At 45.7% G+C, this 14819-nt stretch carries 12 protein-coding genes; 7 read left to right on the forward strand and 5 right to left on the reverse strand.

Annotated features, from left to right (window positions below):
* The first annotated feature begins 122 nt into the window (after positions 1 to 122).
* Positions 123 to 1247 (forward strand): BamA/TamA family outer membrane protein, encoded by a 1125-nt coding sequence (locus L4D05_RS01400; RefSeq protein WP_428792816.1) that lies wholly within the window; start codon positions 123 to 125, stop codon positions 1245 to 1247.
* 43 nt (positions 1248 to 1290) lie between these two features.
* Here the strand turns inward: L4D05_RS01400 and L4D05_RS01405 are convergent, their stop codons facing one another.
* A complete protein-coding gene (locus tag L4D05_RS01405) occupies positions 1291 to 2475 on the reverse strand; it encodes an MFS transporter (protein WP_428792817.1) in 1185 nt (394 codons plus the stop codon).
* Positions 2476 to 2815: 340 nt separating this feature from the next.
* Here L4D05_RS01405 and prfC point away from each other — a divergent pair, with 340 nt between their 5' ends.
* The gene (gene prfC, locus L4D05_RS01410; protein WP_428750451.1) at positions 2816 to 4402 is read left to right on the forward strand and encodes a peptide chain release factor 3; all 1587 of its coding nucleotides are present in this window, start codon (positions 2816 to 2818) and stop codon (positions 4400 to 4402) included.
* Positions 4403 to 4503: 101 nt separating this feature from the next.
* Here prfC and L4D05_RS01415 read toward each other — a convergent pair whose 3' ends face one another.
* From L4D05_RS01415 to L4D05_RS01430, 4 genes are all read right to left on the reverse strand, one after another.
* Positions 4504 to 5469 (reverse strand): ABC transporter permease, encoded by a 966-nt coding sequence (locus L4D05_RS01415; RefSeq protein ID WP_265673735.1) that lies wholly within the window; start codon positions 5467 to 5469, stop codon positions 4504 to 4506.
* A gap of 2 nt (positions 5470 to 5471) precedes the next feature.
* Positions 5472 to 6596: an ABC transporter permease gene (locus L4D05_RS01420; protein WP_428750452.1), complete on the reverse strand. Its 1125-nt coding sequence runs from the start codon at positions 6594 to 6596 to the stop codon at positions 5472 to 5474.
* Entirely contained in the window at positions 6593 to 8179 is a 1587-nt protein-coding gene (locus L4D05_RS01425) for an ABC transporter ATP-binding protein (protein ID WP_428792818.1), read from the reverse strand. The genes L4D05_RS01420 and L4D05_RS01425 overlap by 4 nt, the downstream gene beginning before the upstream one ends.
* 233 nt (positions 8180 to 8412) lie before the next feature.
* Entirely contained in the window at positions 8413 to 9408 is a 996-nt protein-coding gene (locus L4D05_RS01430) for a BMP family lipoprotein (protein WP_428750454.1), read from the reverse strand.
* A 353-nt stretch (positions 9409 to 9761) separates the two neighbouring features.
* Between L4D05_RS01430 and L4D05_RS01435 the strand changes: the two genes are divergently transcribed.
* From L4D05_RS01435 to deoA, 5 genes are all read left to right on the forward strand, one after another.
* Positions 9762 to 9884 carry a DUF5363 family protein gene (locus L4D05_RS01435; RefSeq protein WP_428792819.1) on the forward strand — a complete coding sequence of 41 codons (123 nt, stop codon included), beginning with the start codon at positions 9762 to 9764 and terminating at the stop codon, positions 9882 to 9884.
* Positions 9877 to 10674 carry a TatD family hydrolase gene (locus L4D05_RS01440; protein ID WP_428792820.1) on the forward strand — a complete coding sequence of 266 codons (798 nt, stop codon included), beginning with the start codon at positions 9877 to 9879 and terminating at the stop codon, positions 10672 to 10674. Before L4D05_RS01435 ends, L4D05_RS01440 begins: the two co-directional genes overlap by 8 nt.
* Before the next feature lie 205 nt (positions 10675 to 10879).
* Positions 10880 to 12145, forward strand: coding sequence for a NupC/NupG family nucleoside CNT transporter (locus L4D05_RS01445; protein ID WP_265673739.1), 1266 nt, complete (start codon positions 10880 to 10882; stop codon positions 12143 to 12145).
* A gap of 469 nt (positions 12146 to 12614) precedes the next feature.
* A complete protein-coding gene (deoC, locus tag L4D05_RS01450) occupies positions 12615 to 13391 on the forward strand; it encodes a deoxyribose-phosphate aldolase (RefSeq protein WP_428750457.1) in 777 nt (258 codons plus the stop codon).
* 86 nt (positions 13392 to 13477) lie between these two features.
* A complete protein-coding gene (deoA, locus tag L4D05_RS01455; RefSeq protein WP_428792821.1) occupies positions 13478 to 14812 on the forward strand; it encodes a thymidine phosphorylase in 1335 nt (444 codons plus the stop codon).
* Positions 14813 to 14819 lie beyond the last annotated feature (7 nt).

A 14819-nucleotide genomic window follows, 5' to 3' on the forward strand; every position in this document is an offset into this window, starting at 1 on the left:
GTAAGTAAGGGGCTTGAGAAGTGAGCCTACTTACTTAGGCGTATGCCTATATTGTTATAGCAGTCGCGGAATTCACCTGCTTTCTTTTTTGGGTGATGAGCAGCATTCACACGGAGGTGTCTGTGAAAAGACGAGCATTAACGGCGATCAGCTGTGCTTTCATGAGTTCTTCATTATTGGCCTTTGATCAGTTTATTGATTCTAAGGACGGCATGTTTGATGCGAGTGCTTGGGTACTAGATAACGCGGTGGGATTTATGCCTGTCCCGATTATCATCACCGACCCAGCAGTTGGCACTGGGGGAGGCGCCGCATTAATGTTCTTCCATGAATCGGAAGAGCGCGAACGACAAAGAAAAGAAAACCCAGATGAAGTCGTAGGTTTGCCACCGAGTGTGACGGCGGTCGCTGCGGCTGGTACCTCGAATGGCTCATGGTTAACTGGGGCATTTCACTTTGGGTCTTGGCAAGAAGATACTTGGCGATACCAAGGTGGGCTATTCTATGGATCCTTTAACTTAAAATACTATGTGCTGGACGCCCCTTTGGATTTCAATATTGATGGCTTGTATTTTATGCAAGATATCGACTATCGAATCGCGGGGAGTGATTGGTTTATTGGTGCAAAATATTCCCTCCTTTCTTCCAAGAGTACGTTCGATTTAGGCAATGATCTGATTCAACTGCCACCGATAAATTTTGACCTCAAAGATGCTGCGGTTGAACTTAAGGTGACCTACGATAGTCGAGATTCTATCTTTACTCCTAATGATGGCCTCAAAGCGAAACTCAGTACTGACTTTCACGATCAAGCATTTGGTGGTGATGTGTCGTATCGTAAATCCAGACTGCAGGCCAACTATTTTGCGCCGATCCTAAATGATGTCGTGATTGGCTTGCGTGGTGATTATCAAACGGTCACTGATGACGCCCCTTATTACGCAAGACCGTTTATTAATATGCGAGGTATCCCAGCAATGCGCTATCAAGGTGATGATATGGCGCTAATGGAACTCGAAGCACGTTATGACATTACACCAAGATGGTCGTTAATTGGCTTTACAGGGACAGGAAAAGCCATCGATGATGGGCAAGACTTTTCAGACGCTGATTATCAATCTGTTGTGGGCGGTGGCTTTCGTTACTTAGTCGCTCGACAGCTCAATATGCGAGCAGGTGTGGATGTAGCAAAAGGGCCGGAGGAGTGGGCTTATTATATTACCGTTGGCCATGCTTGGCAGTTGTAGCTATCGAGTTAATGGGTTGGACTGAGCCCAACCCATTCTAGTGTCACTTACGTTTAAATATCAGCGTGCCAAAAGCCAACACAAGCGTAGCGATAATACTTGCGGCGCAATAATCCACCACCGCAACAAAACCATTAGAATCAATCAACTGACCAGCGATATAGGTACCGACACCAAATCCGATAGCCATAGCAAACATCAAAATGCCTTGCGTTAGTGCAGGGGTGCTTGGACTGAGTTCATCAGCAATGGCTGGGATCGCCATATCAAACCAAGATATGGCCTGCATCAATAATACAATAAGTAAAATAGGGACCAGGCTAGAAATGCCGCTACCTACTGCAAGCCACAAACCGATAGAGGTAATGGCATAGCAGCACAGTGAAATCATCCAGATAAGATAAGGGCTACTTTTCTCCGCTAATCTACCCGCAGGTTCCAGTAATAAAATGGTGATGATCGCCGAGCCAGCTAACCCAAAAGCTGAATGCCCAAGATCCACATTGAACACCTCTTTAATTATGATAGGGCCAGATTCCATAAGGTTGCTGGCGGTGAACATTGATACAAAGACGGTAGCGAGAAAAAAAACAAAGGCAATAGCGGTTCGGCTGCTTTTATTTTTAGAGCGGCTATCTTTGGAGGTTTGTTCACTTTGTGTTTCTGTATCGACCGCGATCTTTGGTGGTGGTGCAATAAACACGGAAACAATCGACACACAGACCAAGGCCATCATTAATAGTAATTGTTGCTCACTTGTCCACCCAAATAAACTTACGGTACCGAGCAATGCACCTGCAATGACAACACCAAAAAATTGAAATTGGTACAGGCGACTTAATCCACGAGTTTGCAGATCTGCTGGTAGAGAGTTCAGCACAAACGTTGGATTGAGCACGAGTTGGGACACAGTACCGATACCAATAGTCAGTCCTACAAGCAAATAAATAACAGCATTATCTTGTGCGTAGTAAAGCAAAATTAGCGATAGTAGGTGCGAAAATAGCGCCGCTTTTTGCATTTGGCGGTGAATATTATATTTATCCGCAACCCAGCCAATAAGTGGAGCTGAGATCCCAAAGAGGCCGAGCAGTGACATGACGCTGCCCATTAAGGCGCCACTGCCTGTGCGTTCAATAATGAGTGGTGTTAAAAGTAGTGCAATGCCGACCCACTGAACGACCCCGTTAGACATCTGAGCGATGTACCAAGGTTTAAAGGCTTTCATAAGTCATTTCCTCAAATGATAAAGTAGTGATAGCAAAACCATTTGAACAAAAGTGCCTTGATTATCACGACTGCAATTGGCGCTTAATCGTCAATATTAGTGAGGAAATTAATATTGAGTGAAGTGTATAACTGGCTGTTACTTTACTTTGTTGGGTATGTTACAGCGTATTTTTCAGCGAGATTTATTTACAAATAGAGGCTTTGAGAAAGTATTCATTGAGAAACCCTGCCAGATCGGTGAAAATAGCGCCCATTATTTTTTCGACGCCTTCGAATAGCCGTGAACTGTCAGCAGGGTTTGCGATGGGCTGTTCTACAAACCTAGAAGATCGAGATTCATGTCAAATCAATTTCAGCAAGAAGTTTCTAAACGCAGAACTTTTGCGATCATTTCTCACCCGGATGCGGGTAAAACCACGATTACCGAAAAAGTACTTTTATTCGGAAACGCAATTCAAAAAGCGGGTACCGTAAAAGGTCGCGGCTCTAACCAGCACGCTAAGTCTGACTGGATGGAGATGGAAAAAGAACGTGGCATCTCGGTAACGACATCGGTGATGCAGTTTCCATATAACGACTGCCTTGTTAACCTTCTAGATACGCCGGGACACGAAGACTTCTCGGAAGATACCTACCGTACATTAACCGCTGTCGATTCTTGCTTGATGGTGATTGACGCGGCAAAAGGTGTCGAAGACCGTACGCGTAAATTGATGGAAGTAACGCGTTTACGTGACACGCCTATCGTCACATTTATGAACAAACTTGACCGTGACGTTCGTGATCCGATGGAAGTCTTGGATGAAGTGGAAAGCGAGCTGGGTATGGCTTGTGCTCCAATCTCATGGCCAATTGGTTGCGGTAAAGAGTTTAAGGGTGTGTATCACATTCACCGTGACGAAACCATCTTATACGAATCTGGCCATGGTCATGAGATTCAAGAAGTTCGTATCATTAAGGGGCTTGATAACCCTGAACTTGACGTTGCAGTTGGTGAAGATCTAGCGGAAAGCGTGCGTGAAGAACTAGAGCTTGTTATTGGTGCGTGTCCTGAGTTTGATTTAGACCTATTCCTTGCCGGTGAATTAACGCCAGTTTACTTTGGTACAGCATTGGGCAACTTTGGTGTTGACCATATGCTAGACGGCCTAACTGAGTGGGCTCCAGGGCCGCAAACTCGTCAAGCTAATGAGCGTGATGTTGAAGCAACGGAAGAGAAGTTTTCTGGCTTCGTATTTAAGATCCAAGCCAACATGGATCCGAAGCACCGCGACCGTATCGCCTTCATGCGTATTGTGTCTGGTACTTATAACCAAGGCATGAAGATGAACCATGTTCGTACTGGCAAAAATGTGAGTATTTCGGATGCGGTAACCTTTATGGCGGGCGACCGTTCTCGCGCAGAGAAAGCGTACGCTGGCGATATCATTGGCTTGCATAACCACGGTACGATTCAAATTGGAGATACCTTTACACAAGGTGAGAACTTGAAGTTTTCTGGTATTCCAAACTTTGCACCGGAATTATTTCGTCGTATTCGCCTACGTGATCCTCTGAAGCAAAAGCAGTTGCTAAAAGGCTTAGTCCAGCTTTCTGAAGAAGGCGCTGTACAAGTATTCCGTCCATTGCAAAATAATGATCTGATCGTTGGTGCGGTGGGTGTGTTGCAGTTTGATGTCGTCGTGGCACGCTTGAAAGCTGAGTACAATGTTGAAGCTATCTATGAGAGTGTCAACGTTGCAACAGCGCGTTGGGTTGAGTGTGGTGATGCGAAGAAACTGGAAGAGTTTAAGCGTAAGAGTCAGCAAAACTTAGCACTTGATGGTGGAGATAACCTAAGTTATGTTGCCCCAACGATGGTTAACTTGAACTTAGCGCAAGAGCGTTTCCCTGACGTGACGTTCCGTGCAACACGCGAACACTAAAGATTCTGTTGATACAAAAAACCGCTCATTGAGCGGTTTTTTTATGCCTGTTTTTTTATGCCTATAGGATAGCGCGCTCTTACTCGCGCGCGTTTGTCATCTTATTCACGTTCTTTTGTATAAGGCACGCCAATCGCTTTTGGTGCGACGGCCTTGCCAATAAACCCTGCTAACAGGAATACTGTGAGTATGTAAGGTATTGCTTCGATGGCTTGAACCGGAATAGGGAAGTCACCGATTTTGACGCCCTGCATGCGAATGGCTAATGCATCTAAGAAACCAAATAACAAACAAGCGCCCATTGCCGTAAACGGACGCCATTTACCAAAGATGAGCGCCGCTAGTGCCATATAGCCTTTTCCGGCACTCATGTTAGGAATGAACTGAGCCGTTTGAGCAACGGAGAGATACACTCCTCCAATCCCCACTAGTACCCCACAAATGGCGACGGCAGCGTAACGAGTACGTACTACGGAAATACCCGCGGTATCGACAGCTGAGGGGGATTCACCGACCGCGCGTAGACGAAGTCCAAAGCGCGTCCTAAACAGTAGGTACCAACAAGCTGGAACGATAAAGACCACCATGTAGACTAAGATCGAATGCCCACTAATCAGTTCCGAATAAAGGTGACCCAATACAGGAATATCCGCGACGGCATCGGCACCTGGAAAGGTAATGGGGGCAAAACGAGCATCACCAGATAATGCTGGTGTTTGACCGCCTTGCTGGAACCAGTGACGCCCCAAGGTAATAGTTAACCCTGCTGCGAGAATATTGATCGCCATGCCACTGACCACTTGATCGCCGCGATGGGTAATACACGCAAAGCCGTGAAGAAGGGCTAACAAAACCGATACGCCGATCCCAGCGAATAAACCAAGCCACGCAGATCCGGTAACATGGGCTGTTGCTGCTCCCGCAAACGCAGCTGCCAGTAATTTACCTTCTAAAGCAATATTCACTATCCCAGAACGTTCACAGAACATTCCAGCCAATGATGCAAGGATCAGCGGTGTCGCCACGCGTAATGTGGCGTCTAGCATGAGAATAATCGTTTCAAACATAATTAAGCGACTCCCTTCTCAGCGTTAAGGTTAGGTTTAGAAAAGAGTCTGAGGTAGGTTCTTTCCAGCGAGGGTCTAAACATGTGTTCCAGCGCCCCAGAGAATAAGATCACTAAGCCCTGCAGTACCACAACGATGTTACGGTCTACGCCATATTCAAAACTCAATTCGGCTCCGCCTTGGTAGAGAAAACCGAACAGCAAGCTCGCCAGCAAAACACCAATTGGGTGATTACGCCCCATCAGCGCCACGGCAATTCCGGTAAATCCGAATCCTTCAACAAAGTTAAGCTTTATTTGATGAAGCTCACCTTGTAATACGTTAAGACCAAAGAAACCCGCGAGCATGCCGGAGATTAACATAGTGATAATAATGGTTTTGCTGTATTTGATTCCAGCATAGCCTGCTGCTGAAGGGTTAGCGCCGACCGAGCGAACTTCATAGCCCCAGCGAGAGTGCCACATAAATAGCCAGACGAAGGCGCAGCAAACTAAGGCAAATATAAAGCTTAAGTTCATCGGGCTCGGCGCCATATCAATCCCAAATACCGCCAAGATTTCATGCATTTTAGGTAGCCAGCTGCTCACCGCGAACACTCGGCTTTCGGTTGCCATGGTATTGTCTGGTTTGAGCACTTCTACTAACAGATACGCCATGAATGAGGCGGCGATAAAGTTAAACATGATGGTGGTGATAACAATGTGTGAGCCGCGTTTCGCTTGTAAGTAGGCAGGAATAAACGCCCAAGCGGCACCAAACAGCCCGCCCGCTAAAATGGCCACAGGGAAGGTAATATACCAAGGCGCGTATTCACCCAACGTTAAGCACACCAGCCCCACACCGAGCCCACCAATATAGGCCTGTCCTTCACCACCAATATTAAAAAGCCCAGCGTGGAAGGCAACGGCGACCGCGAGACCGGTGAAAATAAAGCCCGTCGCGTAGTACATGGTGTAGCCAAATCCTTCCGCATAACCAAAGGCGCCCGTCCACATGACTTTAGCGGCATCAATTGGGCTGATATCGATATAGATAAATAACAGCGCAGACACGAGAAAGGCGACCATGACATTGATGGCTGGCAATAGTGCCATGGTTACCCAAGCGGGTACTTTTGCTTGGCTCATGCCACATCTCCTTGTGTTTCCTGGCCAGAGGTCATTGCTTTTTTCTGTAAGTGTTCCGGCATAATATTGGCCATCATTAACCCTAGTGTTTGCTCGTCTGCTTCATTAATGGCGACCTCCCCCACAATAGCACCATCAAAGACCACTAGAATGCGATCGGCAAGGCTGAGAATCTCGTCCAGTTCAACTGAGACTAAAAGCACGGCCTTGTCCTCATCTCGAGCCGCGATAATCTGTTGGTGGATGTATTCAATCGCGCCGATATCGACGCCACGAGTTGGTTGCCCTACGAGCAGGACATCGGGGTTTTGCTCCATTTCACGAGCAATCACGAGTTTTTGCTGGTTTCCTCCAGAAAAGTTAGCTGTTTTTAATGTGGTATCGTTTGGACGAACATCCCACTTATCCATACTGGCTTGGCAATGAGCTTTGATCGCTTGCTTGTCTTGTAACAACCCCTTGTTGTATTGGGGCAGATGGTGATAGCCGAGAATGTAGGCTTCCTGGGCATTAAATTTATTGATGAGCCCTTGTTTATGACGATCTTCAGGAATATGTCCGACGCCAATCGCTCGGACTTGTTGAGGGTTGAGTGGGTTCAGCTTATCAATGGTGCTGTTGTTAATGTGTATGGACCCCGAATGAGGTTGTAAAATACCAGATAAGAGGGCGAGAATTTCAGATTGACCATTCCCAGACACTCCAGCAATACCGACAACTTCACCTTGCCTAACGCCAAAGCTGACGCGTTTCACCCGCTCAACACCAGCGTCATCAAAATACTGCAGGTTGTCGACAGTAATCAGCTGTTTTTTTGGGGTTGAGGTGTGTTTGTCTACTTTTAGGCGAACTTTACGACCCACCATAAATTCAGCTAATTGTTCTTTATTGGTGTCCGCAGTGACCACATGTTCAACCATTGTCCCTTGACGCATCACTGAAATATTGTCTGTGATTGCGAGGACTTCACGCAGTTTGTGCGTGATGATCATGATGGTTGTACCTTGTGCTCTTAATTTGTCTAGAATGCGAAATAGATGATCCGCTTCCTGCGGCGTTAATACCCCTGTGGGTTCATCAAGAATGAGTATTTTGGCTCCACGATAAAGGGCTTTTAGAATTTCGACTCGTTGCTGTAGACCTACTGGCAATTCGCCAACGATAGCATCAATTGGGACATCAAGACCGTAGTCTTTCGCCAGTGCTTTGAGCTTTTTATGTGCTTTTCCTAGGCTTTCTTCTAGCTTCCAGCCATCCTCAGCGCCAAGTACAATATTTTCGAGTACTGAGAAGGTTTCTACCAACATAAAGTGTTGATGCACCATACCAATCCCTGAGCGGATCGCTTCTTGTGAGTTGGCTGGCTTATATGGCTGGCCATTAACCCACATCGAGCCTTCATCGGCATGATAAAAGCCGTAGATAATGCTCATTAAAGTCGATTTACCAGCGCCGTTTTCACCGATAATGCCGTGAATAGTGCCTTTGGGAACGCGAAGGTCAATGTCACGATTGGCATGAACGGCGCCAAAACGTTTATTGATGTCTTTGAGTTCGATGGCAATAGATTGTCCTTGTGTCACGAGATACTGCCTTATATTTAATTAGCGACGTCAATGGTGCCCGCTAATGATTCCCTGCTAATTACCTAAATATCGTTTTAATTTTTATAGGTCGTTTTATTTTTTATAATCGTTATTGAAGATGGTTATGTCATGGGGTGTAGGGTGTGTGATACGCCACTGTGTTTGAAGCAGTGGCGTAAAATTGTCGCTAGGCTGAAAGCTTAGCCGTGCATGCTAGTGGTTTGTGGAGCTTAGTAATTACAAGTATTGTCTGACATGTAATCGTGGACTTTGATATCGCCAGCGATGATTTGCGCTTGTAGCTCATCAAGATAGGTTTTCATTTCCGGTGTGATGAGATCCTTGTTGTTATCATCGTAAGCCCATTCAACAGCGCCTTCTTTAAGGCCAAGTACTTTGATCCCTGCTTCCCATGATCCTTTCTCTGCTTCATCCCATGAGTTGTAGGCCGCGACACCGACCTTTTTCACCATAGACGTCAGCATTGTACCTGGCTGTAAATGGTTTTGGTTTGAGTCCACACCAATAGCGAATTTACCGCCATCTTTTGCCGCTTGATAAACACCCATACCCGTACCGCCAGCTGCGGCGTAGATGACATCAACACCTTTAGAGAATTGAGATTTAGCCAGCTCTGAGCCTTTAGCAGGGTCAGCAAACGCAGCAGGTGTTGAACCTGTCATATTTTGGAAAGTTTCGATTTTAGGGTTTGCGTATTGTGCGCCTTGACGATAACCACACTCAAACTTACGAATCAGTGGAATGTCCATTCCGCCTACAAAACCAACTTTTGCAGTTTTAGATGCCTTAGCCGCCAATGCACCCACAAGGAAAGAACCCTCATGCTCTTTAAATACGATAGACTGAACATTAGGCTTATCAACCACCATATCGATGATAGTAAACTGAATATCAGGGAACTCTGTTGCCACTTTCTCAACAGCAGAAGCCATATTGAAGCCTACAGCAACGATTGGTGTGAAACCGCGGCTGGCAAGGCGGCGTAGACCTTGCTCGCGCTGTGCTTCATTTTGGGGTTCGAACTCACGTACTTTGACGCCTTTGTCGGCATTGAAAGGCTTAACACCGTTTTGAAAAACGGCTTCATTAAATGATTTGTCGAACTTGCCTGCTGTATCATAAACAACGGCTGGTTTTGCTGCGAATACGCTGAAAGACGAGACCGCCACTGCAAGTGCGGAGAGTTTTAGAATAGTTTTTTTCACGTTCAGTTCCCTTGTGGTGTCAGATAATGGGGGTACCATTGATGAATCAATAGACCCGGCTAACGCTGTGGTTAGAGGCTGGAAATTAAACGTTTGTAAATAACGCAGCCTCATGCTTTGTTTAATTTACAAACAGTGCGAAACATTTTATCGTTTGCTTGGTTGAAAAAAAACCGCTTCTATCACAGCAATGAGTGTTGAATCACAACTTAGTGATAAAACTCTAACTATTGGCTATCCTTTGCGTAACAAGGGGTTTGGTAGAATAGTTTGCAATCGATTACATTTGCTCATTGGTATGTTGATAGCTATTTTACTGTGTGTCTATGCCAATAATAGAGAGAGTATTATGCATGCTTAAATGGTTACGTGTTTGGTTAAAAAAGTACGATAACTGGTGCCAGTCTATGGGGCTGACGCCGGAGAACAAACGTAGCTGTACACCGTATAAACAAGATCCCGCTAACGATGATTGATACTCACTGTCATTTAGACCTCATCGCGGCTAAAACCGATCTTTCTGCCGTACTGAAGGGGGCAAGAGTCGCAGGAGTAGAGCGCATAATAGTTCCAGGTATCAATGAAGAAAACTGGACTGAAATAGCGCAGCTAGCACTGCAACATTCCGATATTTATTATGCCCTTGGCTTTCATCCTTCATTTTTATCAGGCGTGTCCGCTGCCAGTATTGAACGATTAAAACAGGCGCTCGCCCAAGCGCAAGGTTTGTCTAATAAATGCATCGCGATTGGCGAGTGCGGGTTAGATTTCTATCACTTAGGCAAAGACGGTGACGCTGAACTTGTGAAGCAGCAGCAAAAGCAGATCTTACGTGAGCATATTTTACTGGCGAATAAAGCCAAGCTACCGGTTATTTTGCATTGCCGAAAAGCGCATCAAGACATGATGGCTTTACTTAGAAAAACTGCTCCCATATATGGGGGGGTGATTCATGGTTTTAATGGCAGTTACCAGCAAGCGATGGAATATATAAAATTGGGTATTTATATAGGGGTCGGTGGCGTCATTTCTTATGAACGCGCAAAGAAGACTCGTGACACCATCTCTAAGCTACCACTTGAATACTTATTAATCGAAACCGACGCACCCGATATGCCATTAAGTGGTTATCAGGGGGCTATCAATAAACCGGAAATGCTAAAGTTGACCCTATCAACTCTTATCATGCTGCGAAGTGAAACTGCGAAAACGGTTACGTCACAAGTCCTAAATAATAGCAAATTGCTGTTTTTTATTTGTGACTAAAGTTACTTGTAATTGTTAAATTAAGTTTTGTTACAGAGTGAGCTTGTGATCTATGTCGCAAAATTGCATGTACGTCTTATGTGTTGAGGACGAAAGTGTGAAGGGGGTACTACTTTCTTTTTTGAGGGTTTGTATAATCGCCCCCGCTTTTGAGCTTCAATTTTTATTACACGCCAAATAATTAAATATAAGGAAGTCATAAACCATGAGCCTGTTTATGAGCCTGGTTGGAATGGTAGTACTGATCGGTATCGCAGTATTATTATCAGATAACCGCAAAGCTATTAATATCAGAACGGTGGGTGGCGCTTTTGCTATCCAATTTTTACTCGGTGCATTCGTTCTTTACGTCCCATGGGGACAAGAAGTACTTCGCGGTGTATCAGACGCTATCTCTAACGTCATCAATTACGGTAATGATGGTTCTTCATTCCTGTTTGGTGGTCTTGTATCAGGCAAGATGTTTGAGGTCTTCGGTGGCGGTGGCTTCATCTTCGCATTCCGTGTACTACCAACACTTATCTTCTTCTCTGCGTTAGTTTCTGTATTGTATTACCTAGGTATTATGCAATGGGTAATCAAGATTCTTGGTGGTGGCTTACAAAAAGCACTAGGCACATCTCGTGCGGAATCTATGTCTGCAGCAGCAAACATTTTCGTTGGTCAAACTGAAGCCCCTCTTGTTGTTCGTCCTTTTGTACCAAAGATGACTCAATCAGAACTATTCGCAGTAATGTGTGGCGGTCTAGCGTCTATCGCTGGTGGTGTTCTTGCGGGTTACGCTTCTATGGGCGTGCCAATTGAGTACTTGGTAGCAGCGTCATTCATGGCAGCACCTGGTGGTCTATTGTTTGCTAAAATCATGAAACCTGAAACTGACGAGCCAATCGATCAGCTTCATGACATGGAAGCAGAAGGCGATGACAAACCAGCTAACGTTATTGATGCAGCAGCAGGCGGCGCTTCAGCGGGTCTTCAGCTAGCGCTTAACGTTGGTGCAATGCTTATCGCATTCATCGGCCTTATCGCGCTTGTGAATGGTATGCTTGGTGGCGTTGGTGGTTGGTTCGGTATGCCTGAACTTCGCCTTGAATTGCTACTTGGTTGGGTTTTTGCTCCTCTTGCATTCCTTATTGGTGTGCCATGGGAAGAAGCGGTTGTTGCTGGTGAGTTCATCGGTATGAAAACTGTTGCTAACGAATTTGTAGCGTTTGCAAACTTTGCCCCTTACCTAACTGAAGCTGCGCCGGTTGTTCTTTCTGACAAGACAAAAGCAATCATCTCATTTGCACTTTGTGGTTTCGCGAACCTTTCTTCTATCGCGATTCTACTGGGTGGTCTAGGCAGCTTGGCGCCTAAGCGTCGCGGTGATATCGCTCGCATGGGTGTGAAAGCCGTTATCGCTGGTACGCTATCTAACTTGATGGCAGCAACGATTGCTGGCTTCTGTCTTAGCCTTGCGGCAATGTAACTGTTAGCCGTAGGTTATTAGTATATAGACGTCATAATAAATCGCCCCGTAGCAAGAGATTGCTGCGGGGCTTTTTTGGTTTTGGGACCCTTAAAACCCTTGGTGAATCGTTATTGGACAAACGATTCAAATATTGAATGGAAGTTTTTTGAGAAGCAAACCGTTTGCGTTTTAATCAGCTCTACCGTTTTGAGTAAGAGTCCTATACTGTAGAGGCTACTTAGTAATTCCTTCGTATTTTCACGAAGCTTATTTAGCCAGAGCCAGTTCTCACCAGATAGGAATCAGGTGATTATTACGAGCAGGTACTGTGCGGTGACAAGGATAGCAATTGGTGTTGGTTGTCTTGCTGTTTAAGCATAATAGCAATGCATAACAACTGAGCCGAGTCTTCAAGGAACCAAGTCCGTTCATTTATTGCTGACGTGTTTGTCAGATAATTAATTGAATATTTTGACCGGAGATAGAAATGAGCGATTTAAAATCAGCAGCTCTACGTGCACTTAAACTTATGGATCTAACCACGTTAAATGACGACGACACTAACGAAAAAGTGATTGCGCTTTGTCACGATGCGAAAACGTCAGTAGGTAATACTGCTGCGATCTGTATTTACCCTCGCTTTATTCCTATTGCTAAGAAAACGCTACGAGAGCAAGGTACTGCAGACGTACGCATTGCGACCGTGACTAACTTCCCACATGGTAATGATGATATTGACATCGCTGTAGCGGAAACTAAAGCGGCGGTCGCATACGGTGCAGACGAAGTAGATGTCGTTTTCCCTTACCGCGCACTGATGGCAGGCAACGAAGAAGTCGGCTTCGAGTTAGTTAAGCAGTGTAAAGAAGCGTGTGGCGACATCCTTCTTAAAGTGATCATCGAAACCGGTGAACTGAAAGAAGAAGCACTTATCAAGAAGGCATCAGAAATCTGCATCAAAGCTGGTGCTGACTTCATTAAAACCTCAACGGGTAAAGTGCCAGTTAACGCAACGCCAGAATATGCGCGCATGATGCTAGAAGTGATTCGCGATATGGGCGTAGCAAAAACGGTTGGCTTTAAGCCTGCTGGTGGCGTTCGTACCGCAGAAGATGCAGCCGCATACCTTGCTATGGCCGATGATATCCTAGGCGCGGATTGGGCAGATAACATGCACTACCGTTTTGGTGCATCAAGCCTGCTAACCAACCTCCTTAATACATTAGAAGTAACAGACGAAACTGCAGATCCTACTGCGTACTAATCTAACGCTTTTAGGTGGTGACACACTTCTTGTCACCACCATTCCCTCTATACTCTACAACCCAAGCTAAGACTGGGGAGGTACTAATGTATTTACCACAAGAAATTATTCGTAAAAAACGCGATGGCCAAGTACTGAGCGCGGAAGAAATTAACTTCTTCATTCAAGGTGTCGCGAATGACACCGTATCAGAAGGCCAAATTGCGGCTTTTGCCATGACGATTTTTTTTAATGAAATGACTATGCCAGAACGTATTGCGCTGACTTGTGCAATGCGTGACTCTGGCATGGTTATCGATTGGGGCCATATGAATTTTGGTGGTCCGATTGTTGATAAACACTCGACTGGCGGGGTCGGAGATGTCACCTCTTTAATGCTTGGTCCTATGATTGCGGCTTGCGGTGGTTTCGTTCCGATGATCTCTGGACGCGGTTTGGGCCATACAGGGGGGACACTTGATAAACTTGAGTCTATTCCTGGCTATGATATTACACCGACAAACGAAGTTTTCGGTCAAGTAACTAAGGAAGCGGGTGTCGCGATTATCGGCCAAACGGGCGATTTAGCACCTGCTGATAAGCGTGTATATGCCACGCGCGATATCACTGCAACCGTTGACAATATCTCTTTGATTACCGCGTCTATTTTATCTAAGAAATTGGCAGCTGGTCTTGAGTCACTGGTTATGGATGTCAAAGTAGGTTCTGGGGCGTTTATGCCCACTTATGAGGCATCTGAAGAGTTAGCGAATTCAATCGTTGCGGTTGCAAACGGCGCAGGTACAAAGACAACTGCTATTCTTACTGATATGAACCAAGTGCTGGCATCGTCAGCAGGCAATGCCGTAGAAGTACGTGAAGCGGTACAGTTTTTAACGGGCGAATACCGTAATCCACGATTGTACGAAGTGACGATGGCACTTTGTAGTGAAATGCTAGTGTTGGCTAAGCTTGCTGATGATAACGAGCAAGCGGATGCAATGCTAAACGAGGTCTTAAACAACGGTAAAGCAGCCCAATGCTTCGGCACTATGGTTGCTGGGCTAGGTGGCCCGATAGATTTTGTAGAAAACTATGATAATTACCTAGATAAGGCCGAGATTATTAAGCCTGTCTATGCCGATATTGAAGGTACAGTGTCGGCTATGGATACTCGTGCTATTGGTATGGCTGTTGTTGGAATGGGCGGTGGTCGTCGTGTCGCGACAGATACGATTGACTACGCAGTCGGCTTTGACCAATTTATTAGACTTGGCGAGAGCGCGAATCAAGATAAACCGTTAGCTGTAATCCATGCGCGTAGTGAAGCGCAATGGCAAGACGCGGCAAACGCACTGAAAGCAGCGGTGACGGTGAGTGATCAACCCTATACAGAAACCCCATGTGTATACCGCCATATTCGTGCGGAAGACTTGGCATAGGGTGGGA

The sequence above is a fragment of the Vibrio nomapromontoriensis genome, assembly GCF_050337205.1.
Classification (GTDB): Bacteria; Pseudomonadota; Gammaproteobacteria; order Enterobacterales; family Vibrionaceae; genus Vibrio; species Vibrio nomapromontoriensis.